The organism is Clostridium chromiireducens, assembly GCF_002029255.1.
Lineage (GTDB): Bacteria > Bacillota > Clostridia > Clostridiales > Clostridiaceae > Clostridium > Clostridium chromiireducens.
In genome coordinates this window covers 44426-71018 of record NZ_MZGT01000003.1, presented here as the reverse complement: position 1 = coordinate 71018, position 26593 = coordinate 44426, and the positions used below count along the sequence as shown (strand labels likewise).

General features: G+C 30.6%; 19 protein-coding genes. 8 read left to right on the top strand and 11 right to left on the bottom strand.

Translation table 11 applies throughout. The features are described 5' to 3' along the window. Positions 1-43 precede the first annotated feature (43 nt). Complete coding sequence (locus CLCHR_RS01440) at positions 44-1783, bottom strand: ABC transporter ATP-binding protein (RefSeq protein WP_079437881.1); 1740 nt, start codon at positions 1781-1783, stop codon at positions 44-46. After that, positions 1784-3517, bottom strand: coding sequence for an ABC transporter ATP-binding protein (locus CLCHR_RS01435; RefSeq protein WP_079437880.1), 1734 nt, complete (start codon positions 3515-3517; stop codon positions 1784-1786). A 137-nt stretch (positions 3518-3654) separates the two neighbouring features. On the opposite strand from CLCHR_RS01435, the gene CLCHR_RS01430 reads away from it, so the two are divergent. The 3 genes from CLCHR_RS01430 to CLCHR_RS01420 all read left to right on the top strand — a co-directional run bounded on the left by CLCHR_RS01430 (position 3655) and on the right by CLCHR_RS01420 (position 5939). Beyond that, positions 3655-4512 (top strand): LysR family transcriptional regulator, encoded by an 858-nt coding sequence (locus CLCHR_RS01430; protein WP_079437879.1) that lies wholly within the window; start codon positions 3655-3657, stop codon positions 4510-4512. A 404-nt stretch (positions 4513-4916) separates the two neighbouring features. After that, positions 4917-5534, top strand: a complete 618-nt coding sequence (locus CLCHR_RS01425) for a nitroreductase family protein (protein WP_079437878.1) — start codon at positions 4917-4919, stop codon at positions 5532-5534. A gap of 21 nt (positions 5535-5555) precedes the next feature. After that, on the top strand, positions 5556-5939 hold the full coding sequence (locus CLCHR_RS01420; RefSeq protein ID WP_079437877.1) for a desulfoferrodoxin: 384 nt from the start codon (positions 5556-5558) through the stop codon (positions 5937-5939). A gap of 222 nt (positions 5940-6161) precedes the next feature. Here the strand turns inward: CLCHR_RS01420 and CLCHR_RS01415 are convergent, their stop codons facing one another. The 3 genes from CLCHR_RS01415 to CLCHR_RS01405 all read right to left on the bottom strand — a co-directional run bounded on the left by CLCHR_RS01415 (position 6162) and on the right by CLCHR_RS01405 (position 11860). Further along, positions 6162-7454 carry a TolC family protein gene (locus tag CLCHR_RS01415; protein ID WP_079437876.1) on the bottom strand — a complete coding sequence of 431 codons (1293 nt, stop codon included), beginning with the start codon at positions 7452-7454 and terminating at the stop codon, positions 6162-6164. Between the two features lie 117 nt (positions 7455-7571). Continuing rightward, entirely contained in the window at positions 7572-10661 is a 3090-nt protein-coding gene (locus CLCHR_RS01410; RefSeq protein WP_079437875.1) for an efflux RND transporter permease subunit, read from the bottom strand. 17 nt (positions 10662-10678) lie between these two features. Continuing rightward, positions 10679-11860, bottom strand: coding sequence for an efflux RND transporter periplasmic adaptor subunit (locus CLCHR_RS01405; RefSeq protein WP_079437874.1), 1182 nt, complete (start codon positions 11858-11860; stop codon positions 10679-10681). A gap of 319 nt (positions 11861-12179) precedes the next feature. Between CLCHR_RS01405 and CLCHR_RS01400 the strand changes: the two genes are divergently transcribed. The 5 genes from CLCHR_RS01400 to nifJ all read left to right on the top strand — a co-directional run bounded on the left by CLCHR_RS01400 (position 12180) and on the right by nifJ (position 18508). Then, positions 12180-12860, top strand: coding sequence for a response regulator transcription factor (locus tag CLCHR_RS01400; RefSeq protein ID WP_079437873.1), 681 nt, complete (start codon positions 12180-12182; stop codon positions 12858-12860). Then, positions 12850-13881, top strand: a complete 1032-nt coding sequence (locus CLCHR_RS01395) for a sensor histidine kinase (protein WP_079437872.1) — start codon at positions 12850-12852, stop codon at positions 13879-13881. Before CLCHR_RS01400 ends, CLCHR_RS01395 begins: the two co-directional genes overlap by 11 nt. 266 nt (positions 13882-14147) lie before the next feature. Continuing rightward, the gene (locus tag CLCHR_RS01390) at positions 14148-14462 is read left to right on the top strand and encodes a hypothetical protein (RefSeq protein WP_079437871.1); all 315 of its coding nucleotides are present in this window, start codon (positions 14148-14150) and stop codon (positions 14460-14462) included. Between the two features lie 62 nt (positions 14463-14524). Further along, the gene (locus CLCHR_RS01385) at positions 14525-14848 is read left to right on the top strand and encodes a hypothetical protein (RefSeq protein WP_079437870.1); all 324 of its coding nucleotides are present in this window, start codon (positions 14525-14527) and stop codon (positions 14846-14848) included. Between the two features lie 141 nt (positions 14849-14989). Further along, positions 14990-18508 carry a pyruvate:ferredoxin (flavodoxin) oxidoreductase gene (nifJ, locus tag CLCHR_RS01380; RefSeq protein ID WP_079437869.1) on the top strand — a complete coding sequence of 1173 codons (3519 nt, stop codon included), beginning with the start codon at positions 14990-14992 and terminating at the stop codon, positions 18506-18508. A 383-nt stretch (positions 18509-18891) separates the two neighbouring features. Here nifJ and CLCHR_RS01375 read toward each other — a convergent pair whose 3' ends face one another. The 6 genes from CLCHR_RS01375 to CLCHR_RS01350 all read right to left on the bottom strand — a co-directional run bounded on the left by CLCHR_RS01375 (position 18892) and on the right by CLCHR_RS01350 (position 26500). Then, a complete protein-coding gene (locus tag CLCHR_RS01375) occupies positions 18892-19056 on the bottom strand; it encodes a CDIF630_02480 family spore surface protein (RefSeq protein ID WP_079437868.1) in 165 nt (54 codons plus the stop codon). A 278-nt stretch (positions 19057-19334) separates the two neighbouring features. Further along, entirely contained in the window at positions 19335-19868 is a 534-nt protein-coding gene (locus CLCHR_RS01370; RefSeq protein ID WP_169896724.1) for a DUF3267 domain-containing protein, read from the bottom strand. Between the two features lie 149 nt (positions 19869-20017). Then, positions 20018-21133, bottom strand: coding sequence for a tetratricopeptide repeat protein (locus tag CLCHR_RS01365; protein WP_079437866.1), 1116 nt, complete (start codon positions 21131-21133; stop codon positions 20018-20020). A 221-nt stretch (positions 21134-21354) separates the two neighbouring features. Beyond that, entirely contained in the window at positions 21355-22311 is a 957-nt protein-coding gene (locus tag CLCHR_RS01360; protein WP_079437865.1) for a metallophosphoesterase family protein, read from the bottom strand. Between the two features lie 217 nt (positions 22312-22528). Next, positions 22529-23935: an amino acid permease gene (locus tag CLCHR_RS01355; RefSeq protein ID WP_079437864.1), complete on the bottom strand. Its 1407-nt coding sequence runs from the start codon at positions 23933-23935 to the stop codon at positions 22529-22531. Positions 23936-24742: 807 nt separating this feature from the next. Continuing rightward, on the bottom strand, positions 24743-26500 hold the full coding sequence (locus CLCHR_RS01350) for a glycoside hydrolase family 13 protein (RefSeq protein ID WP_079437863.1): 1758 nt from the start codon (positions 26498-26500) through the stop codon (positions 24743-24745). Positions 26501-26593: the final 93 nt, after the last annotated feature.

Sequence of the window (26593 nt, the reverse complement as noted above, 5' to 3'; positions counted from 1 at the left end):
CTTACTAATAAAAACATTTCACATATTTTAAATTCTATTATTTTTATAATTGATGCTTAAACTGACTATTATAGAGTTCAGTATAAATTCCACCCTTATTTACAAGTTCATCATGATTTCCTCTTTCAACAATTTTACCATTCTTCATTACAAGTATTATATCTGCATCCCTTATAGTTGAAAGTCTATGGGCTATAACAAAACTTGTACGTCCCTTCATCATTGAAAGGAAAGCACTTTGTATTTTTAATTCTGTTCTTGTATCTACACTACTTGTTGCCTCATCTAATATAAGCATTGGTGGATCTATAAGCATTACTCTTGCTATAGTTAAAAGTTGTTTCTGACCTTCTGAAAGGTTTCCTCCAGATTCAGTTATAAGCGTATCATAGCCATCTGGAAGTCTCTTTATAAAGCTATGAATAAATGCTGCCTTTGCTGCATTTTGAATTTCTTCTAATGTAGCATTTGGTTTACCATAAGCTATGTTTTCCCTTATAGTCCCCTCAAAAAGCCATGTATCTTGAAGTACCATACCAAATTGACTTCTAAGATTATCTCTCTTAAGATTATTTATTTCCCCGCCATCTATAGTAATCTTACCTTTATCTAAATCATAGAATCTCATAAGCAGGTTAACCATAGTAGTTTTTCCAGCACCTGTAGGCCCTACAATAGCCACTGTACTTCCTTGCCTTATATCCACACTGAAATCTTCTATAAGTTTCACTTTTTTATCGTAAGAAAAAGACACATTTTCAAACTTAACATTTCCTTCACATCCAGTTATATTTTCAGTGTCCTTATCATCAGCTTTTTCTGGCTCTTCATCTATAACAGAAAATATTCTTTCACAAGATGCTAGAGCTGCTTGAAGCTGAGTAGCAACACTTGTAATATTGTTTATTGGTTGTGAAAATTGAGTTGAATAAGTTAAAAAACTCGAAATCACACCAACACTTAATCCACTTAAAACTGAAAGTATACCCCCAACCAAACCAACTAAAATATATGTAATATTATTAACAAGTCTTGTTGCTGGATTTGTAAGTGATGAATAAAACTGAGCAAGCTGTCCACATTTATAAAGTCTTCCGTTAATTTCTCCAAAGCTTTCCTCAGCTTTTGTTTCATATCCAAAAAGTCTTACTACCTTTTGATTTCCTATGATTTCTTCTATATATCCATTTAATTCTCCTAAAGTCTTTTGTTGCTCTTTAAACATTTTATTAGATCTTTTTGTAATAAAAGAAGCAATAAGGAAACAAAAGGGTGTCATTACTACTATTACAGCTGTTAATTTAAAACTTAAGCTTACCATTAAAATAAGTGAACTTAATATTGTAATTATACCTGGATAAAATTGTGTTATACCTTGAAATAATCCATCTGAAATATTATCCATATCATTTGTAAGTCTACTTATAATATCTCCATGAGGATGTCTATCAAAATATTTTAGAGGAAGATTACTTATCTTACTTAACGCTTCATTTCTAAGATCCCTTACTGTGTTATAAGCTACAATATTGGCAACTATGGTAAATAGCCATGTAAATAAGGCACTTATTACATAAATTATTCCAAGTATTATAATTGTTTTTATTAAACCGTCAAAATCAACTTTGCCCTCAGCAATTATTTTATCAATAGCTTTTCCGACTATTAATGGCATAAAAGCAATAAGTATATTACTTATAAGTGCAAATATTAATGATGCAAACATATAACCTTTATATTTTGAAACATAACCTATTAATCTAGAAAATGTACTTTTTTTCATTTACATAGCCTCCTTTGTAATTTGAGAACTACATATTTCTTTATAAACCTCTGATTCTTTAAGCAATTCTTCATGTGTTCCAACTCCTGCGAGCTTTCCATCATCTAAGACGATTATTAAATCCGCATCTTTTATAGTGCTTATTCTTTGAGTAACCATCATTACAGTTGTACCTTCTGAATTTTCCTTAAGAGCTTCTCTAAGAGCTGCATCTGTAGCATAATCAAGGGCACTTAAACTATCATCCATAATTAATATTTCTGGATTTTTCACTAAAGCTCTTGCTATAGTGAGTCTTTGTTTTTGGCCTCCAGAAAAATTAACTCCTCCTTGAGAAATATATGTATCATATTTCTCAGGCATTTTTTCCACGAAATCAGCTGCCATTCCTATTTTAGCTGCTTTCTTAACTTCATCCATAGTCGCATTTTGAGATCCCCATCTTATATTTTCTGCTACAGTACCAGAGAATAAAACAGCCTTTTGAGGAACTAAGCCTATGTTATCATCAAGTTCTTTTTTATTTAAATCTTTAACATTAATTCCATTTATTAATATACTTCCTTTAGTTGTATCATATAATCTAGGAATTAAATTAACTAAGGTAGTTTTTCCTGAACCTGTACCACCTATTATTCCAACCATTTGTCCTCTTTTTATTTCAAAAGATATATTTGTAATAGCATCTTCCTTAGAATCCTTGTAAGAAAAAGATACATTATCAAATTTAAGTATTGGCATATTTTTATCATTATTTTTACTAAAAGTGCTATTTCCACTATACTTAATGCTTGCCTCTGTATTAAGTACTTCATTTACACGAGCTGCACTAGCTGCTGCTTTAGTAAAGGTAACTATAAGATTAGCTAGTACTATAAGAGCTGATAAAACCATATTTATATAGTTAATATAAGCAATAACCTTTCCTGTTGTCATTGCACCTTCATTTACTCTTATTCCACCAAACCAAATTACTGCCATAAGTGCAAAATTCATTATTATACTTGTAACTGGATTCATAAGTGCAGATATTTTTCCTACGTGAATTGCAGTGCTTGCAAGTTCTTCATTTGATTCTTTAAATCTCACCTTTTCCCCTTCTACTCTGGCAAATGCTCTTATAACTCTAACTCCAGATAGATTTTCTCTTAATATAAGTGCTAATTTATCAAGTTTTTTCTGAACCACTTTATAGAGAGGAAGTGATTTACTCATAATGAGATATATAGCAAAGGCAAAAAACGGTATTGATAAATACATTATTAAAGATAATTTAAGATCAAGATACATAGCCATTACAATTCCACCAATGCAAAGAAATGGAACTCTTATAGCTAGTCTTATAAGCATTGCAAGACCAAGTTGAAGTTGATTTACATCATTTGTTACACGATTAATAAGAGATGGTGTTCCAAAATCATCAATCTCATTATAGGAGAAAGTTCCTATCTTTTTAAACATCTCATTTCTAAGAGTTGTACCAAATCCCTGTGAAGCAATTGACGCAAAATATTGACAGGTAAAAGATGACACAACTCCAAGAATTGCCATTAAAAGCATTATTAATCCTACCTCAAAGATGTATTTAACATCTCCTGTTCCTATACCTTTATCTGTTATGAGAATCATTATTGTAGGTATAGATATTTCAAAAATAGCCTCAAGCAATTTAAATATAGGTCCGAGTATAACTTGTTTTTTATAAGGCTTTGCGAATCTAAATAAATTATTCAAAGTTTATCCTCCATTCTTTAGTGTATTGTTGAATATTTTTCTAATTTCCTTTATTATTATATCAAAAATGAATACATATAAAAAATACATGATATATATGAGTGTCATATATATTTTATATATGAGAAGGTGAAAAAATGGATATTAAACAATTAAAATATTTTTATGTAATTGCAGAAGAGGGCCAAATAACAAGTGCTGCTAAAAGACTTCACATCGCTCAGCCTCCTTTAAGTTATCAACTAAAAAGCCTCGAAGATGAGTTAGGTGTAAAACTTTTTGAAAGGGGAAGCCGCAATGTTACACTAACAGATGCAGGACATATACTTTATAAACGTGCGCAGCAGATATTATCTTTAACAAAATCTACAGTTGACGAATTAACAGATTTCAAAGATGGAGCTTATGGAACTCTATCCATCGGTACTGTATCTTCATCTGGCGCATCACTTTTAGACAGCAGACTAAGTATATTTCACAACAAATACCCATTTATAAATTTTGAAATTTATGAAGGAAACACATATGAACTATTAAAATCACTAACTAAAGGTATAATTGAAATTGCCATTGTTAGAACTCCATTCAACAATTCTGAAATAAACTCAATTTTATTACCAAAAGAACCTATGGTTGCAGCAATGGTAAAAGACTTAAGTTGGACTGATAATAAAATTATTGATATTACAGAATTAAAAAATAAGCCACTAATATTTTATAGAAGATTTGAAAGACTCATCCTTAAAGCATGTTCAGATTCTAATTTTGAGCCGACTGTGTTCTGCAAAAACGATGATGCAAGGACGTCCTTGCTTTGGGCAAACGCTGGACTTGGAATAGCTATTGTTCCAAAATCTTCAATAAAATTAATAGGCTCTTCAAATATAATTTTTAAAGAAATTGATAATGAAGATTTATCAACCCAAATAGCTATAATATGGTCTAAAAAAGGTTATCTTTCATCTGCTGGGAAAAATTTTTTATCCCTTTTCTAAGTTATATAAACTCTTCGTATAAGCTTGTAGCTATTCTACATGCAGTCATGTTTGTGTTAGATTCACTTTCCAATGAATTTTAATTGGTGATTCTAAGACCAAAAGTATGCTACCCATTTCTAGTTCAGATTCATTTAAAAGTAAATATAATTTGCTCATCCTTAATACTTAGTTATTTCATTTCCTATTAGTTAATAATTATTATTGACTAATAAATTAAATTACTATATAATAATTTTAAAGATAAAGTTCTCACTTCTTTTAATTTATGGTAAATATATTTTTAGAATATGATCTTTATTTATAATGAGAAATAAAAATACCGAGAGATGTTATTCTAAATTTCGTAGGTGTTAATATTATATATAGAATGTTAAAAACATTGGTGAAAAGGATGTGTGATTATGAGTTCAAAAGAAATTTTTGAAGAGAGAAGATCTATAAACTTTTTTGATACTGAAAAAAGTTTGGATGATAATTTATTGAAAGATATTATAAACCTTGCTGCACTCGCACCTTCAGCTTTTAATCTTCAACCTTGGGAGATAGTCGCTGTTAAATCAAAAGAGGCGAAGGAAAAATTGTATAGGCTATCAAGTAATCAACCAAAAGTACTTGAAGCACCAGTAACATTAATCATTGCTGGAGATAAGAATGGTTATGATAAAACTAATCCTATATGGGATATTTTTCTTAAGAATTTCAACGGTGATGAAGAAAAGTTAGCTAACGTTCAAGGTTATGCGTATAGTTTATATGGTACATCTGATGAAAGAAAAATAAAATTTGCTGAAAGCAATGCAGCTCTATTGGCTATGTCAATTATGTATGCAGCCAAATCCTTTGGAGTGGACTCTCATCCTATGAGCGGGATCGACTTTGAAGGGATTAAAAAGGAATTCGAACTTGATGATAATAAGACAGTAGTAATGACAATTGCCCTTGGTTATTTAGACGAAACAAAAACTCTTTATCCAAGAGCATATAGAAAAAATTATGAAGAAATAGTTAAAGAAGTATAGTTAATTTTAGGAGGTATTAAGATGACTGAGTTAAAACAAGTTTATAAATGTGAAGTTTGCGGTAATATTGTAGAGGTTGTGCATGGTGCTGGTGGTACATTAGTGTGTTGCAATCAACCAATGAAGCTTAAAGTAGAAAATACAACTGAAGCTGCAACAGAAAAACATATTCCTGTAATCGAGAAAGTTGATGGTGGTGTTTTAGTTAAGGTTGGTTCAGTTGAACATCCTATGCTTGATAATCACTATATAGAATGGATAGAAGTACACACTGAAAACAATGTGTATAGAAAATTCTTAAAACCGGGCGAAAAGCCAGAAGCTTTCTTTAAATTGGATGAAGAAGTTCTTTTTGCACGAGAATACTGTAACTTACATGGATTGTGGACAGAAAAGGACTCTTAAATATTATGATTATATAGCTTTAATTTGAAATCTTTTTGATTTATAGCTTATAGATATTTATACAACCAAAACTCCCCTTTATATATAATAAAACCATGAATATAGGAATCCCCTCCTTATATTCATGGTTTTTTATTACAAATCATAAAAAACTTAGTTCAAAACGCCTTGTATTAACAAATGAAATTTTTCTTCTAACCATATATATTAAGAGCTCAAACCTTATGAATTAGACGAACCACTTGCTCCAGAAAGCAACCAAGGCTTTTGTAACTCTGATTTTAATGTATTATATCCATCAACCGCAGTTCTTAATTGGACATCTAAGTCTAAACTATTAACTACTAAAGTATCATAATCAGATTTAGTCATTAAACCTAAATCATATTTAAGTTTTGCATTACTTAATTGTTTATTTGTTAGATCAATATTTTGCTTAATATAATTGATGTTATCTTCTGTTGCAAGAAGATTTGTGTATAATGTTTTTAATGTATCTTTTAATTGTTTTTTAGTCTCATTTAAATTTGTTTCAGCTGTATAAACACCTAATTTAGCATTTAAGTATGATAGACGTCTTGATAAAGCATTTGTATAAGCACTTGCATCTGATTCATATTGATTATAATCTTTCACATACTTTTCATATTTTTCAAGAGTATCAACTGTAGCATCTAAAACAGGTTTATTAGCCCCATCTGACGTTCTTTTTGCATCATTTACATACTCTTCAGATACTTCATTGTCTTTATCATTGAAATAATCCTTATTAAGCTTAGTTAATTTTTCATTATATTTTAACTCAGTATCAATTATATTATCTAAATATTCATCTACAGAACCATCTATTTTAAATGACTCATATTTAATATCTTGCTGTAAACTATATTGTGTTACATCTTTACCAGTTAATACTTTAAAACTATATTCTGCATCTTTTAAAGCATTTTGGCTCGCTTTTAGCGAGTTTTGAAGACTTACAACCTGAAGCTCAGTACTTTGCAAATCAATTGCTGTTGTGAGTCCTAAGCTTTGCTTTAATTTCGCATCATTCAGCTGCTTAGTTTTTACATCTATACCTTTTATGGACTTATCTATTTTCATTTGACTTGTAACCATATTATTATAAGCAGTAGTAGTTTTTTGTATTAATGAATCTTCATCAAAATCTCTTTGTTGTTTAAGTTGATCTAATGTGGTATCACGAGTATCACTATTAAGATCCTCTTTATCACCTGATACTCCTGTAGCATCATCAATATTTTCATTAATATCATTAAATTTATCTTGATAAGTTATTTTTTTGTCATCAAGCTTTAATTTATCACTGTTACTAATAGCTGAATTTATTGCATCCTGCAATGTAAGAATTGGTTTTCCATTTACTTGTGCTACTGTACTAACATTAGCATTTGTATTTTGAGCTGTATCTGCCGCAAATGCTGGTACAATACTTCCACTAATAACACTTACTCCAATTGCTAAAGCAACTAACTTATTTATATTATTTCTCATGGATAATCTCCCTTTCACTAAATCTTATAATTTACTAATTCTTTTTAATTTTTTCAGTATTTAAAGGGACTATCTAAAAGTATATTTTAGAATAGCCTCTTTAAAATATTAAACTTTCTATAAACTTGTATTTACTTCTTCATTAACCTTTAATGGTTTCTTTTTAGTAACTTTTTTAAACTTATTTTTAAAATCATCTAATATTGTATAAGCTATCGGTACAACTACTAAGGTTAAAATTGTTGCAGTAATTAATCCTCCTATTATAGCCTGTGACATTGGTGCACTCATTTCTGAACCTGAACTTGTAGAAACAGCTGAAGGTATCATACCAAATATCATAGCTAAAGTAGTCATGACAATTGGACGAAGTCTTACAAGCCCTGCTTCTATTAAAGCTTCATTTCTTGGCATGCCTTCTTTAATTCTTTCTTTCGCCGCATCAATAAGCAGTATTCCATTCTTGGAGACCAGACCCATAAGCATTATTATACCTATTAATGCAGTCATAGTTATTTCATTTCCAAATACAAATAATCCAAGCATTGCTCCAATTACAGCAAGCGGAAGTGAGAACATTATTGCTGCTGGATCAATAAAGCTTTCAAATTGTGCTGCCATAACTAAATATAAGAAAAGTATTGATAGCACTATTGATTGTAGTAAACTTACCATACTCTTTTGCATCATCTGATTCATCCCACCAAGAGATAGAGAAACCCCATCTGGTAGTTCACTTTTTATCTTTTCAAGATATTTATTTTGGAAAGTTCCCGTAGATGTACCTGTTACGTTACAAGAAATTTCAATTTGTGCTTGTCTATTATATCTGTGTAATTCCGCTGAAGTTGTTCCAATAACTTTCTTAGTTACTTGTGTTAATGGGATTTGACTATTATTCGTACCTGATACATAAATTCCATCAAGGTCGTTAAGATTTTTACGCTGAGTATCTTCTAAGGACAATTTAACGTCATATCTATTGGTTCCACCATCGTATTTTGTTACAGTTGAACCATTAAATAAGATTGCTAAAGTACTCGCGACATCTGAACTGTTAACACCTAAATCTGCAGCTTTATCACGATCTACATCCATTTTTACTATTGGTGACCCAGACTTATCATTACTGCTTACATCTCTTGCATTAGGATCCTTAGACATATCTGCCTTTATTTTCTCTGCAAATTCTTGAAGCTTTACTCGATCATCTCCAACAAGATTGTAAGATACATCTTTAGATGATCCTCCACCGCCTCCCATTGATGCAGCTGATACGGTAACTTGAGTTCCTGGAATTCCATTTAGATCTTCTCTAAGCTTTTCAGCTATCTGTCTTGAACTCTCTTTACGCTCTTTTTTATCCACCAACTCAATCTTAATTGATGTTCTACTTTTACTAACTGTAGAGTATAAAAATTTCACTTCTGGATACTTATTTTTAATGATTTCTTCAAGTTTTTCATTTTTTTGTTTCGCAGTATCTAAAGTTATTCCTGAATCAAAATTAGCACTAACTGTCACCTGACTATTATCAGTTGAAGGCATCATAGCAAAACCTAATGTAGTTGCGAGTCCAATACTACTTACAAACATAAGAGCACAAATAACTAAAATCACTACTCTATGATGAAGAGACTTCTCCAAAAGGTGAGAATATTTTTCAGCTAAAGTATCAAATTTTTCATTAAACAACTTAAAAAACTTACCAACAAATGTTTTACTTTCTTTCTTCTCTGCCTTGAGCATTTTAGATGACATCATAGGCACAAGAGTGAAAGATACAAACAATGAAACTGCCATACTAAAAACAATAGTAAGGGAAAATTCAATAAAGTATTTTCCAAGTATTCCTTCTATCATTGCCATCGGTAGGAATACCGCAATAACAGCTGAAGTTGTTGCAATTACTGCAAACCCAATTTCAGAAGTTGCATCTCTAGCAGCTTCCAATGGACCTTTTCCCATATGCAGATGTCTTACAATATTTTCAATAACAACTATGGCATCATCAATTAAGAGCCCGACGGCCAGCGATAACCCCATCAAGGACATTGTATTTAATGAAAAATCCATCAATTTCAAACAAATGAAAGTGGTGATAATTGAAATTGGAAGAGATAATGCACTTATAAGAGTACTTTCCCATTCATATAAGAACAAGAATACTATAATAACTGCTAGTACACATCCTTCTATAATAGTTTCCATAACCCCATCAACTGTTCTTTGAATTGATTCTGAGTTATCACTAACAATATCAACATGTACGCCTTCTGGCAAGGAGCCTTTAATTTCATTTAGTATTGCCTTAACATTTTTTGCTACTTCAACAGTGTTAGCACCTGATTGCTTCACTATATTTATACCAATTGATTGGTTTCCTTGATAAAAAGCAAGACTTGTTTTATCTTCAAATGTATCTTCAACTTTTGCGACATCTTTTAATCTGATTTCTGTTCCATTTTTCTTTGTTATTAGAATATTCTTAAAGTCTTCTACTTTTTGTATCTTACTATTTGTTGTAATAGAAATTTCATTATCTCCATTTGTAACTTTTCCGCTTGATTGGTCAATATTATCAGTTTTAATACTGCCAATCACTTGACTTGCAGTAAGACCATATGATACTAACTTATCATTATCCAAATTTATATGAATTTCCCTTGTATCTTGACCTGATATATCCACTGATCCAATCCCTGAAACTGTGTATAGCTTTGGTTTAATAGTATTATCTACAATATCCGACAACTCTTTATTATCCTCTAATCCATAAATAGCTATAGATAAAATAGACGATGCTGACATATCAAATTTAGAAATAACCGGATCATTTGCATCAGTAGGTAATTCACCTCTAATACTTGAAACTTTATCTCTAACTTCTTGTGCTGCAACTTCGGAATTTTTACTTAACTCAAATCCTACAGTAGTTTGTGAAACCCCATTTGTTACAGTTGAAGTTACTGTATCCACTCCTGAAATTTTCTGAACTGCTTCTTCAACTTTCTTTGTTACTTTTGTTTCAAGTTCTTGTGGCGTTGCACCTGGATATGTAACCACGACTGAAACATAAGGTATATCTGCATTTGGCATATCATTAAGTACTAATTTCTCATAATTTACATAACCTAAAATAGTGAGGGCAATCATTATAACTGTAATAAATACGGGTCTTTTTATACTAATATTTGCTATATTCATTTATAATCCCTCCTATCTTAAGAAACAATATCTATTTCATCACCATCTTGTAATGAACCTGTATTAGAGCATATTATCTGATCTCCACTCTGTATACCAGATGTTATTTCCACATTATTTTCATCAGTTTCTCCTATGACAACTTTTTGCTTTTTAGCTTTTCCATTATCATTAATAAAAACTGAATAATTACCTTCACTTCCAACTAAAGCATTTATAGGTACTGTAATCATTTGAGTCTTTTCACCACTAATAAGTTGTACCTTACCAAAAATACCTGGATATAATGTTTTATCACTATTATCAATCTTTATTTTGCAATTAAAAACTCTAGCAGATGTGTCTGCTGAAAGATCTATATTTTGTATGATTCCATCATACTTTGTATCACTTCCGTCAACAGTAAGTGTAGCAGCTTGTCCTATCTTCACACTGTTTATCTTATCTTCTTGTATTTGAACTTTTGCATATACTGCTGATATATTGTTTACAGTTGCAAGAGCTGTACCTGGAGATGCCATCTGCCCTATACTTACACTTTTTCCTGTAATCACCCCACTTATAGGTGCTTTAATCACAGTATTATTTAAGTTATCTTGTAAATTTGATAAGCTTACTTTTTGAGCTTCTATATTTGCCTTTGCTGTTTCAATACTTACATTACCTGCCTCATAATCAGCTTGGGCACTATTTAATGATTTCTCTGCTGCCAGAAAATCAACTTGGGATATAACCTCTTTCTCATAAAGAGCTTTCTGCCTATCATAGTTACGCTGTACATCATCTAAATTAAGCTTAAGCTTTTTTAAAGAAACTTCTGCAGAACTTAATTGTTGTTCAGTTACCTTTATTTGACTTTCTGATACTTTTATATTATTTCTTATATCTTGATCATCTAATGTAATTAAGGCATCTCCTGCATTTACATATTGCCCATTTTCCAAAGATATACTAACAACCTTTGCTGATAACTTACTAGCTACAATTCCTTGCTCACTGGCTTCTAATGTAGCTTTATATGTATCCCCAGAATTTTTGTCAACTAACTTAGCCTCTTGAGCCTCAACTGCTACTTTACTTGCTGTAACTGCTGTTGGAATATTTTTTTTAGCTGCTGTAAACTTTCTAACTCCTACAACAGCGCCTATTACAGCTATAACAATAACTGCATATATAACTATCTTTTTTACATTTTTCATTTTCTATCCTCCCATTTTGTAACGGTGATTATCACGATTTTAGCTCTGTAATAAATCCAAAATTTATTATAATTTTTGGCATTATTGATTACTTTTATATTTTAAACCTTTATACACTACTTTTACCACTCCTATTTCTATTTAATTAGAAGTTTAACATTGAATTATTAACTCAATTTAAACTTTTCGCCTTATTTATAAATTTAGTTATAAAAATATAATAATTCTTATGATAAAAATATTTTTTTATAACTAATTTATTAACTTTAAAAAATATTTTACGCATAGTATAATAAGGACAGTTAAGGAGGTTAGCTGAATGTTTCATATTTTAATTGTTGAGGACGATAAAGAATTATGCGAATTATTTTCTACCGTTTTAGTAAAAAACGGTTACAAAGCAACGTGTGCAAGAGATGGTATTGAGGCCCTTGATATTTTAGATAGAGAATATATTGATCTAATTATTTCTGATATTATGATGCCTAATATGGATGGTTTTGAATTAACTAAAACTATTCGAGAGACTCAATTTAATATTCCAATCTTAATAATTACAGCTAGGGAAAGCTTTCAAGATAAACAACGTGGATTTATGCTTGGAACTGATGATTATATGGTTAAACCCATAGATGTTAACGAAATGATACTAAGAGTTGGTGCCTTACTTAGAAGGGCTAAAAGTATTAATGAAAGAAAACAGTGTGTTGGTGAAACCATACTTGAATATGATTCTCTGTCTGTTTACCAAAATGGCGAAACAATATTACTTCCCCAAAAAGAATTTCTAATTCTATATAAGCTTATTTCTTATCCTGGGCGTATCTTTACAAGACAACAGCTTATGGACGAGTTTTGGGGCCTTGACACTGAAACAGACATTAGAACAGTAGATGTACATATTAATCGCTTGCGAGATCGTTTTAAGAATAATAATGACTTTGAAATATTAACTGTGAGAGGCCTTGGATATAAGGTGGTGAAAAAACATGAATCGTAAACACTCTTTAAAACTAGGATTAGTTTTTTCAGTCATAATTTTTTTAATCATTCTTGCTTCGGGGGTGATTTCTGCTCTCTTAGCTATTTCTCTACATATGAAAGTTTTCTCTCCTCCTAATAATATACTATACCCAATTCTTAATTTATATGCTGTTAGTGTTATTGTTGGAACAACTATTTCAGCTGTGGTAGGGAAGAGAATATTGTCTCCCCTTGTAAAGTTCAGTGGGGCATTAATGGAAGTTGGTAAGGGTAACTTTAATATTCAATTAGATGAAAATAAATATCATATAGACGAGCTTAAAGAAATGTCTCAAAACTTTAATGTAATGGTAAGAGAACTAAATAATATCGAGACTTTCCGAAGTGACTTCATTGCAAATGTATCTCACGAATTTAAAACCCCTCTTGCATCTATAGAAGGATATACAATGTTGCTGCAGAGCGATAATTTAACAGATCAAGAAAAAAATGAATACACTAAGAAAATTCTTAGTAATACAAAAAGATTATCGAATTTAGTTGGTATTATTTTGCAAATTTCAAGATTAGAAAATCAAGGTATCATCGCAGAAAAAAACAAATTTAAATTAGATGAACAACTAAGACAGACTTTATTGCTTTTTGAGTCAAGATGGACTAGTAAAAATATTGATTTAGATCTTGACTTAGATCCAATCACTTTTTATGGAAATGAAGAACTTCTAATGCAGGTATGGGCAAATCTCTTTAGCAATGCAATAAAATTCACTCCTGATAACGGAACTATTACTTGTACGCTAAGACGGTCTGACAGCTTCATTATCACTACAATTTCAGACAACGGCATAGGAATTTCAGAAGATGTACGAAAACATATATTTGAAAAATTTTATCAGGGAGATAAATCACATTCTTCTGAAGGCAATGGCTTGGGGTTAGCTCTTGTAAAAAGAATTATTGATTTATGTAACGGCACAATAGAAGTACAAAGTGAATTAGGTACTGGCTCTACTTTTACTGTTAAATTACCATATTAATTGAACTTTTATAAACTGTATTTCGATCAATTATTTTTCTCTAATGACAGAGCTATATTAATTGATCTAAATGCAGTTTTTTATTATATAAATTTCTATCGAATAACCTTGAATATCTTAAAACAATTCACTCTAAAAACCTATCATCTTACTGAATAAATAATCAAATTTCCATAATACTATAAGTAATGCACTAATAACATTAATTGAAATATGTTAAGCAAAGTAATATATTGGTCCAACAATATTCGAAGGAGATATAACCAGTGAAAAAATTTATTTTCATTTTATTATTAACTTTTTTATCATTATATATATTTATAACACCTTCTATGGCTGATTCAAGATACTTAACCGAAGGTCTTTATGGGGCATCAGATTTAAATTTATCTCAGAATGCTACTCATACTGTTCAAAATAATTCTGATACTGAATATGCCTTTATAATGATTTTTGACTCCAATCAGTTGACTCAACAATACATGCTATTAAAACCTGAATCGAAAGAATATATTTTAGTTCCTATAGAACTAGGATATAAACTTTTGGTAGTCACCAATGACAGCATCACTATAAATTAAATGTAATCCATAGTTTATTTTTATTCTTACACCAAAATTCAAATTTGAAAGGTAGTTATTTGATGAAAAAATTCTTTTTTTTACTTTTATGTTTCTTACTTATCTTTACTGAACCTGCAGCAGCAAATCCAAAATCGCTTAAAGAAGGATTCTATAAAGTTACTGATTTAACTATATCAGAAAATACAACTTATACAGTACAAAATATTTCTTTTAATGAACGTATTTATGTGATTATTTTTGATTCTCATGCTCAACCTCTTCAAGGTGTTCGTCTAAAACCACAATCAAAAAAGTACAACTTAATTTCACTTCAGCCAGGCTATAAGATTGTACTAATCGGCGGTGGTGAAATTAATATATCTCCTGATATTATGTTAAAATAAAAAACTAATGTTTTCTTCTATTTTTTATTAAAAACTCACTATGACTATTATAAATATGTATACTTTTCCTCAGTTTTCAAATAATAAATGAGATAAAAAATTTAGATGATATATAGAAAACATACGAGGAGGACTAGTCTAATGCAAAAAGTCACAAAAACAATGGACGGAAACCAAGCCGCAGCATATGCTTCATATAATTTTACTGAAGTGGCTGCAATATATCCAATAACTCCTTCTACACCAATGGCTGAGGGGGTTGATGAGTGGTCTGCCCACGGAAAGAAAAACATGTTTAATCAACCAGTTAAAGTAGCTGAGATGCAATCAGAAGCTGGTGCTGCTGGTGCCGTACATGGATCACTTCAAGGTGGAGCATTAACTACAACATATACAGCATCTCAAGGATTGCTTCTTATGATACCGAATATGTATAAGATAGCCGGTGAACTTTTACCAGCAGTATTTCATGTAACTGCTCGTGCAATTGCAACTCATGCTCTATCAATATTTGGAGACCACCAAGATGTTATGGCAACTAGACAAACTGGATTTGCTATGCTTGCATCAAGCAGCGTTCAAGAGGTAATGGATTTAGCCTGCATAGCTCATTTAAGTGCAATTAAAGGAAGAGTCCCATTTACCCATTTCTTTGATGGTTTTAGAACATCACATGAATATCAAAAAATTGAAGTACCAAATTTTGATGCAGTAACTAGCCTTGTAGATAAATCTGCCTTAAAAGCTTTTAGAGATAGAGCTTTAAATCCAGAACATCCAGTTGCTAGAGGTACAGCACAAAACCCTGATATATACTTCCAAGGAAGAGAAGCACAGAATCCTTTCTTTAATGCAGTGCCTGACATAGTGGAAGATTATATGAAGGAATTAAAGAATATTACTGGAAGAGAATATCATCCATTTGATTACTACGGTGATCCAGAAGCTGAAAATATTATAGTAGCTATAGGTTCAGTATGTGATACTATAAGTGAAGTTGTAGACTACCTAAGAGAAAAAGGCGAAAAAGTTGGTATGATAAAAGTTCATTTATACAGACCATTCTGTGATAAATACTTCTTTAATGTTTTACCTAAGTCTGTTAAGAGAATAGCTGTTTTAGATAGAACAAAAGAGCCTGGCGCACCTGCGGAACCACTATACTTAGATGTTACTAAACTTTTCTACAATGAAAATAATAAACCAGTAATAGTTGGAGGAAGATATGGTTTAGCCTCTAAGGATACAAGACCATCTCAAATTATTTCTGTATTTGATAATCTTAAATCAGATAAACCGAAAGATAATTTCACTGTTGGTATAGTTGATGATATAACTAACACTTCTCTACCTGAAGGGGAAATAATTGATACAACACCACAAGGTACTATCAGCTGTAAGTTCTGGGGACTAGGATCAGATGGTACAGTTGGAGCTAATAAGAGCGCTGTTAAAATTATAGGTGATAATACGGATTTATATGCTCAAGCATACTTTTCTTATGATAGTAAAAAGTCTGGTGGTACTACTGTCTCACATTTAAGATTCGGTAAGAGCCCTATAAAATCTCCTTATTTAGTTTATAATGCAGATTATGTTGCGTGTCACAACAAATCTTTTATTTATAATTTTGATATTTTAAAAGGATTAAAGAACAACGGAACTTTTGTACTTAACTGCCCATGGGATAAAGATGAAATTGAAGATAAACTTCCAGCGGCATATAAAAGATATATAGCAAAAAACAATATAAAATTCTACACTATAGATGCGATTGCTATTGCTGGTGAGATAGGTCTTGGAAATAGAATTAATATGATAATGCAATCTGCTTTCTTTAAATTGGCAAACGTTATCCCTGTAGAAGATGCAGTTAAATATTTAAAAGATTCTATTTCAAAACTATATGGTAAAAAAGGTGATAAAATAGTTAAAATGAATCATGATGCTGTGGATAGAGGCATAGATTCATTAAATGAAGTTAATATACCTGACTCTTGGGCTAATGCAGAAGAAAGTAATAAACCAGTTAAAAACGAACCAGATTTCGTTAAGAATATTCAACGTCCTATGGCAAGACTTGAAGGCGATGAATTACCAACAAGTGCTTTTGCAGGTATGGAAGATGGTACTTTCCCACTTGGTACAACTGCTTACGAAAAACGTGGAATTGCTGTTAACGTTCCTGAATGGCAGACAGATAAGTGTATTCAATGTGGTCAATGTGCATTTATCTGCCCTCATGCAACTATACGTCAATTCTTAGTTAATGAAAACGAAAAGAACAATGCTCCTGAAGACTTTATCACAAAGAAAGCTGCCGGAAAGGGCCTAGAAGACTATGGATACAGAATACAAATAGCTCCGTTAGACTGCACAGGCTGCGGAAACTGCGCAGATGTATGTCCTGCTCCTGGCAAAGCTCTTATAATGAAGCCAGCTGAAGAACAAATATTAGAACAGGCAGAAAATTGGGAATATGCGATGAGGCTTACTCCTAAGGAAGATTTAATTGATAGAAACACCCTAAAGGGCAGTCAATTAGTTAGACCTCTTTTAGAATTTAACGGTGCTTGCCCAGGATGTGGTGAAACACCGTACATAAGACTTTTAACACAACTTTTTGGAGAAAGAATGATAATTGCAAATGCAACTGGATGTTCATCTATTTGGGGTGCAAGTGCTCCTTCTATTGCTTATACCACAAATACCGAAGGAAAAGGTCCAGCTTGGGCTAATTCATTATTTGAAGACAATGCTGAATTTGGATATGGTATTTTCCTTGGTGTTAAACAAATTAGAGAAAAGCTTGCAGACTTGATGAATGAAGGATTAGAATCATCTGACTTTAATGATGATATTAAGAGTGCATTCCGTGAGTGGCTTGATAATTTTAATGATGGAAACGGATCAAAAACAGCCTCAGCTAAAGTTCTAGAAGTTTTAAAGAACTCAAACAATGAAATAGCAAAAGAAATATTAGAAAGAAAAGACTACTTAATTAAAAAATCCCACTGGATACTTGGTGGAGACGGCTGGGCTTACGATATAGGTTATGGCGGAGTTGACCAAGTGCTTGCTATGGGTGACGATGTTAATATATTTGTAATGGATACTGAAATATACTCTAACACTGGAGGTCAGGCTTCAAAATCAACTCAAACTGCTCAAGTCGCTAAATTCGCAGCAGCCGGTAAGAAAACTAGAAAGAAAGATTTAGGACTTATGGCTATGAGTTACGGTTATGTATATGTTGCTCAAATAGCTATGGGCGCAAACATGAATCATGCAATTAAAGTAATCGCTGAAGCGGAAAAATATCCAGGTCCATCAATAATTATAGCTTATGCTCCATGTATCAGCCATGGTATAAAAGTTGGTATGGGCAATAGTATTAAAGAGGAAAAGAAAGCTGTAGACTCTGGATACTGGCACCTATATAGATATAACCCATTATTAAAAGATGAAGGCAAGAATCCATTCTTACTTGAATCTAAAGAACCTTCTGCTCCATATAAAGATTTCTTACATGGTGAAATACGTTACTCATCCCTAATGAACGTATTCCCAGAAATAGCAGATAAATTATTTGACGAAGCAGAAAAGAACGCAAAAGAAAGATATGATACTTATAAGCGTTTAGCTGATATGCAATATTAAACAAGAAACGCTTCAAATACCTTATCAATAATATAGTAAATAAAATAAAAAAATCCTCGATTTTTCGGGGATTTTTTTATACGATAGTTTGAAAATCAAAAGTTATATTCCACTAGAAATAAGAAGCATGTTTTGTGAAGTGTTTCATTGGAATTTTGATGGTTATGATTCTTAAGTGAAATTCCAAATCTAAGATTTGGTTAATTGAACTTACTCAGTGAACGAAGTGAGTCGAGTTTCCTTTGCATTAGCCCAAATATGCTAGTTCAAACTCGCTTTTGAGGCTAGCATTTTGGGTTCAACTTCTAATCTTAGAATCATCCATAAAAATTCCTTAGAAACCGTAATAAAACATGCTTCTTATTTCAGCGATGGACATATACTTACTTTTGATTTGTATCTACATATTCTTTTGCATTTCTTACTTGTATTTCGCTAGGAATATTTACGTTAGATACTGGTTGAGCATCTTCCATATTAGCCCATGCAGCTGCATCATGCTTTTCTATTGGCATACCAACGAATTTTTCTTTAAATCTATTTTTCATGTGTAAAGCCTCCTTTTATGTGCAAGATAGTTTTAATAACTTGAGATTAATAATAGTATTAGCATAAAAATGAAAAGTATAACTGAAATTAATTCTTAACTTACTATTAGTTAAGAGGCAGATACTACTTTTATATTTTATGAAGCTTCTTATATTTTACTCGTTAAGCTAAAAAAAATAGTTTATAACAAAAAATAAAAGCCTCCTAATAAGACTTTTACTAAACCAAAACAAAGATTTAAATTTTACTTGTGCTTCTCTATTTATTAAAATTATACCTACTTATAACTATTACCAATCTTCTCTACAACATCAAATCCATATTCTTTATCAATAATATAACTATTTTCACTAGTTTTACATAGATAGAAAGCCATTAATAAATCTCCCATGCTTCCTAAAAAATTTAATATAAATATTATAGTTCCAATATTTCCTGAGATAAATATTGAAGCTACAGAAATTATGGTTACTGGAGCTAAAAGAACTAATAGAAACTTTGTTCTATGCAGTGGATTTCCTGAAACTTCCTGAACATAAGCATATAACACTTTAAAACCATATCTTACTTTACCACCAAATATTCTATAAACAAAACCATGAATCAACTCATGTATACACGCTACAATAGAAAAAATTAATACAATAGAAATATTAAGTTTTATAAACTCAGTCCCTGTAATACTCATCATATTATTATGAAATAACATATTTGCAAACAAATTGTAGATATTTTCTTGCTCTATTAAACAGAATAGAAATGCTATAATAAAACATACTGCATGAAGTTTCCATGAAACTTTAAAAGACATATCAACACCTCCACTATGGAGTATTGACATATATTTTTTATTCTAATCCTACGCTAAAGTAAACTATTTTTTGCATTTCATGGGGTAGTGACTATAATATCTATTTTTAGAAAATCTAAATTGTACGATTCATAATAAATATCATGAAACTAATTTCCTATTTCATTTATCATCATTTCAGCATTTGAAACGTAATTTGACTTTGGATAATTTTCTTTTACTTTCTTGAAGTAAATAAGCGCATTAACTTTATCATTTGTTTCTTTATAGCATGTCCCTATTTGATATGTAATCCATGGCATAAGGTATAGATTAGGATCAATTTCTGATGCTATTATTAACTTCGGAAGTGCTTCAGAATACTTTTTTTGCTTATACAACTTATTGCCTTGATTATATATACTCCATAATGCATTAGGATTTAAATCTTTCCACAACTTATCAAACTTCATTTTAGTTTCACTATCAAAATTAGTATTTTTTATACTTATTAAAATACCGGCAGCCTTCTCATAATTACCATCCTTAAAAGCTTTCTCAGTATCATTTAACTTATTTATAATGTCCTCGTTACTCTTGTTCTTATCTGCTTCTACTTTAGAATCCTCTATCCCTTGTGGCACACTTTTGTTTTCTTCATAAGTAATATTTTCTTTATCCAAACCTTCACTTTCATCTAAAAGCTTATCAGTTTCTTCCTCTGAATCAATAATATTATTATTACCTTTAAATCTATCTAAAAAATCTTGAATATTATATGAATAGAAACGACTTGCCCCTGCTCCAGTAATAATCGTCATTATAATTAATAAACCTATTACAATGCTGCCTGTTGAACGTTTAGCTGATGTAGATTTCTTGAAATCATTATTAGGTATATATTTAATTTCATCTATGTCTATTACATTATTTTTAGCAATTAATTTTTGGGTTATTAAACTTTGTATGTATTCATTTGCCAATTCATTGTATATTAAATCCTTAGAAAGCTTTTTAAATATTTTTTCACCTTTCTTATATTCTTTCATATTAACATGGCATAACCCCTTAAGTTTTAATGCATCTGAAAATTCCTTATTGTAAGACAAAGATTTCTTCAAATCATTTATAGCTAGCTCTAATTTACCTTTTCGTATGTCTCCTATGGCCATATTATATAAAATTATAGACTTTTTGATGTTATCATTAATTCCATGTTTGTTTAATTCCATTTCTCTTATATTGATTGGCTGAGCTTTTTTTATTTCCAGATCAAAATTAACCAACTAATCTCCCCCTTAAAATTTTACATAATAACGCATAGTACCTCTTCATTTGATACTCTATTATTATAAAAAAAACTAAACTTTCCACATTTATTAAACTTTAACTAATATTTATATATAAAGTTTAGCAAATTATGTCACAAAACACAATAAAAAGTCTCATTGATAAAATCAAATTTTCTTTTTTAAAGGGTAGATAGATATTTAGATAATAAAGTTAATCATTCTTTAGAAATTTCCTTAGTAAATATCCACTGCTTATCTTTAATATTTCTCCCTTGAATAACAACCTTATCTCCATTGACTTCGATATATAAACCTTTAATATAAGGTTCTCTCCTCCTGCCACCTTCACTACCTTGATCCGGAATTATAGTATAGTGAACAGCACCAGTATGGACCATTGTAAATGGTTGATTTAATACTACACTATTTTCATCTAAGTCTCTATGAGTATGAGAAGAGAATAGTATTACTTCAGGATATTTAGATAATATTTCTTTAACTTGATCACTTTGTTTAACACCAACCCAGCTATTTGCTCCATTTCCACTATTTAATGGTTGATGTAAGAATACAAATATCGGTTTCCCTTTTTGATATTTTTCAGCCAACTTTTCTTTTAGCCATTTTTGTTGTTCTTCAGATATAGAAGCTGTTATGGAATTCATAGTTTCTGAATTACCATCTTCCGATCCTAGAGATATAAAATGATAATCTTTTACCCATGTATCGTGATACACTTTATCTTCTTCAGCAAATTCAAGATATCTATTTATGAATGTTTGAACCTGTTCTGGTGAATTGACCTCTATATCATAGTTGAAAAATTCATGATTACCTATATTCTTAATAATTATTTTAGGCAGTAAATCTTTATTTTTATTAATGGTTTTCTTAACTGAGTCATATTGTTTTTCAATTCCTTGGTCTACAGTATCACCGTTTAAAACCAAAGCATCCATACCTGGATTTATTTTATATAAATCATTTATTGACTCCTGAAAGCTATCAATATTTTCATGGACATCGCCAAGCACTGCAAAAGCAAGATCCACATCAGGTACTTTCGATGCTGCACTTTTATCTATAGGTTTGGGTTTATTCATATATATAACTGCTGCTACTCCTGCAATTATTAATATAATGGAAATAACTACTTTCTTTATCTTCCTCATTATTACTCACCTCTTCCTTATTTTAATCAGCTTTATGAAAAATATATCATATTCTTTATAAATAATAAAACAAACCACATATTAGTTGATCAACTTAATATGTGGTTCATCTTTATATATTTAATTTGAAAGCATTTTTATTACTTATTGCAACTCATTAAATTACTTTTTTATAATTTGTACCTACTTAAAACTTTTAATAATTTTTATTAATTATTTATACAGCATTCTCTGAATCCTCTGAATCTTTTTCATTTTGAAGAATACTGTGCTTTCTTCCATAAACGAAATATACTATAAGTCCTATAATAAGCCAAACTATGAAACCTATCCATGTTATTAATTTCAATCCGCATAATAAAACTACACAACATATTATTGAAATTAATGGAGTAAATGGAACTCCTGGTGTTTTAAAAATTCTTTTAAAATCTGGCATTGTTTTTCTAAGCACTATAACTGCAACAGATACTGCTATAAAACTTAATAATGTACCTGTGCTTAAAAATTCTACTATAATATCTAACGGTAAAAATCCTGCTATTATTGCAGCTATACTTCCAGTTATCATCGTTGAGATATGTGGTGTCTTATGAGTAGGATGTACTTTTGAAAATATTTTTGGTAAAAGCCCGTCTCTTGACATAACCATAAATACTCTAACTTGGCCATAAAGCACTACCATCATAGTAGAAATCATTCCAAGAATAGCACCTGTTCCTACTAGCGCTGCGCCCCAGTTTATACCAACTCTTGCTAAAGCTCCTGGCACTGCATTTTCTGAAATAATTTCACTAAAAGGAACCATTCCAGTAAGTACAACAGCTACTGAAACATAAAGCAAAGTAACTGCTATTAAACAAATTATAAGTCCAATTGGAATGTCTCTCTTTGGATTTTCAGCCTCTTCTGCAGCTGTAGAAATAGCATCAAATCCTATAAACGAGAAGAATATAGTAGCTGTTGCCGCAAAAATTCCTTTAAATCCAAACGGAGCAAACGGTTGATAATTAGCAGTATCTATATGTCCCACTCCAAGTATTACAAATATAATAATTATTGAAATTTTTATTCCTACAATAAGATTATTAACTCTAGCACTTTCCTTCATACCATAATATAATATGTAAGTTATTATTGCAATTATTAATACAGCTGGTAAATCTACTATTCCACCTTTACTTGGTGATGAAGTAAATACTGCTGGAAGCGTCACTCCTACTGATTTTAGAATACCAACAAAAGTACCTGACCATCCCGATGCTACAGCACTACATGCAACTAGATATTCCGCAGTAAGACACCAACCAATTATCATAGCGATTATTTCACCAAATACTATATAAGAATACGAATATGTACTTCCTGCTACTGGAAACATTGTTGAAAGCTCACAATAACATAATGCACATAAACCTGCTACTATACCTGCTAAAATAAATGAAATAATTACGGCAGGTCCTGCTAAATGTGCACCTGTTCCCGTTGCGACAAAGATACCTACTCCAACAACTGCTCCAATCCCAAATGCAGCTATATCCTTAGCTTTAAGATTTCTCTTTAGGGATGATTGCTGAGCACCTTTCAGCATCTTATCTACTGACTTTTTCTTAAAAATGTTCATAAGGGTCCTCCTATTTAATTAATATATGCCCCAAATATTTACGTTTTAATATGCTAATTTTTCAGCTTTTAAATATATATGCCGAGAAATTATAAACTTTTAACAAATCACTTGCTATTTTAACACATTTCGATAATACTCGGCAAGCTATTAACATTATGATAATTTGATTTTTTATATAAAAATAATTTTCACTATGGACTTTTTTTACATATTATCCTTACCCTACAATAAATTAAAGAAAATACTCACAAAACATATTTGCTTATATAGCTGTATTCTACTTACTTTCAGCCAATATAACTTGTTCATAATAATTTTTTTAGTAAATCCGTACTTATGAATTATAAGCATTAATATATCAAAAAAATTTATCTATTATTAATGAGGCACATTTAATATTATATATTTAATATTAAATTTCCTATTATTTATTGTTTTATTCCATTAAAAATCAAATTCCTAATTATAATTTTTTATATAAAATTTTATAATTCAGAAAGGTTTTTCCCACAAACTTAAGCCTTTTTGAGAATACCTCCTAAATAAACTTATTAATTTGACAACAAAAAAAAGAACGACTTACTAGGATGTAATAAGCCATTCAAATATTGGTTAATAATTATATTTTAATAGGGGTAAATAATTTTTAACTATCTTACACTTAATATATTACAGTATAAATATGTCAGTAGTGTGGCAAAACATTAAAGATTTAATTAATATATAATGAGCTGTATCAAGAACAAGTATTCACTTTAATCTTGATACAGCTTGTATTTTATTTTGTGATTAAAAACTATTGTTTTATATTGTTTTTCTTATAAGCACACCATATTTAAATAATTTATTATCTGAGTATCGATTGCTAAATAAAATTTCTCCCCCCTCGTCAATTAAGATATTATTATCAGAACAATTTAGTAATATCTCTAGCTTATTATTACCATACTCATCAATTTTAATATATTCTATTACCCTATCCTCCCTAATAGTGTTAGGAAAATGAAAGTTGCGGCTTTTAAATAATTTTTGTTCTTTTCTAAGTTTAATTAATTGTTTCATAATGCTAATTTTTTCGTCATACTTCCCGTCTTCAATTTCATCCCACGGCATACATCTTCTACAATCTGGATCATGTTTTCCTTCAAGCACTATTTCTGTTCCATAATATATGCATGGACTACCCGGCATTGTAAACAGTACTGCAAGTTGCTGATAAAATATATTAATATCCTTCACTCTAGATATTAACCTTTCAGTATCATGAGAATCCAACAAATTAAATAGCACATCATTATTTTGCTGCATATACATTGTATAGCATCTATTAATTGTATACTCAAAATCTTCCTTAGTTAAACTATCATCAATCCAAAAATCAGCTATACCACTAGTTAATGGATAATTCATAACAGCATCAAATTCATCTCCTCTAAGCCAAGAAATTGAATCATGCCATATCTCACCCAAAATGTAGAAATCTGATTTTATAGCTTTCATCTTTTTCCTTAATGTCTTGCAAAAGTTATGTGATATTTCATTTGCAACATCTAATCTTAATCCATCAATATCAAAGTTTTTGACCCAATATTCGCACACACTAATTAAATAATCAATTACTTCAGGATTATTTGTATTTAGCTTTGGCATCTTCTCAGAAAAAGCAAAAGAGTAGAATCTTCCATCTTTTGTATCTCGATTATTATTTTCAAAAGGCCATTTATTTACCATAAACCAATTAAGATACTTTGATTCCGGACCCTTCTCTATAACATCAATCCAAGGCCAAAATTTAGGCCCACAATGATTAAACACACCATCAAGCATAATCTTAATTCCTTTTTCATGAGCTGTATTTACTAGTTTTCTAAATACCTCTTCATCTCCAAAATTAGGATCAATTTTCATATAATCAGTAGTATCATATTTATGGGTTGAAACAGCTTCAAATATAGGAGTTAAGTAAAGTCCTGTAATTCCCAAACCTTCTAAATAATCTAGTTTATCCACTATACCTTGCAAATCCCCACCATAATATTCCTTATTTGTGACTTCCCCCTTGTGCCAAGGTTTTACGCCCTCCGGATTAATTGACGGATCACCATTACAAAAACGTTCCGGAAATATTTGATACCATACCATATCATTTACCCAGTCAGGAGTTTTATTTATGTCTGCACTGTTCATCCATGGAAAAGTAAAACATTGAAGCATTCTTCCATCCATATGCATTTGTTTTTCGTTTAGAAAACCATCTTCAAAGTAAAACCAAGTCTCTTTCTCTCCTACTAATTCAAAATAGTATCTACATCTTTTGAATTCCGGCTTCAACGTTGTTGTCCACCAAAGTTGATGCTTAAGTCTCTTTTTATATGCTATTTCTTCTCTTTTACCTTCCCATTTCCACTCTCCACCTAAGATTCCTGTTGCAAAAGGATCTCCATAATGTATAAATACTTTTTTTATATCAAAACCTGTTTTTAGATTTATAATTAAATCATATTCATTAATTGGATAACATAAGTTATCTGAAGTTCTATGATATATTGCTTCAAATTTCATAATGCTAATCTTTCTCCTTTTCACTTCGAGATAGCTGATACGCTATTCAAATTATAATATATAGTAAATAAAAATCTTACATAAACTTTCTCT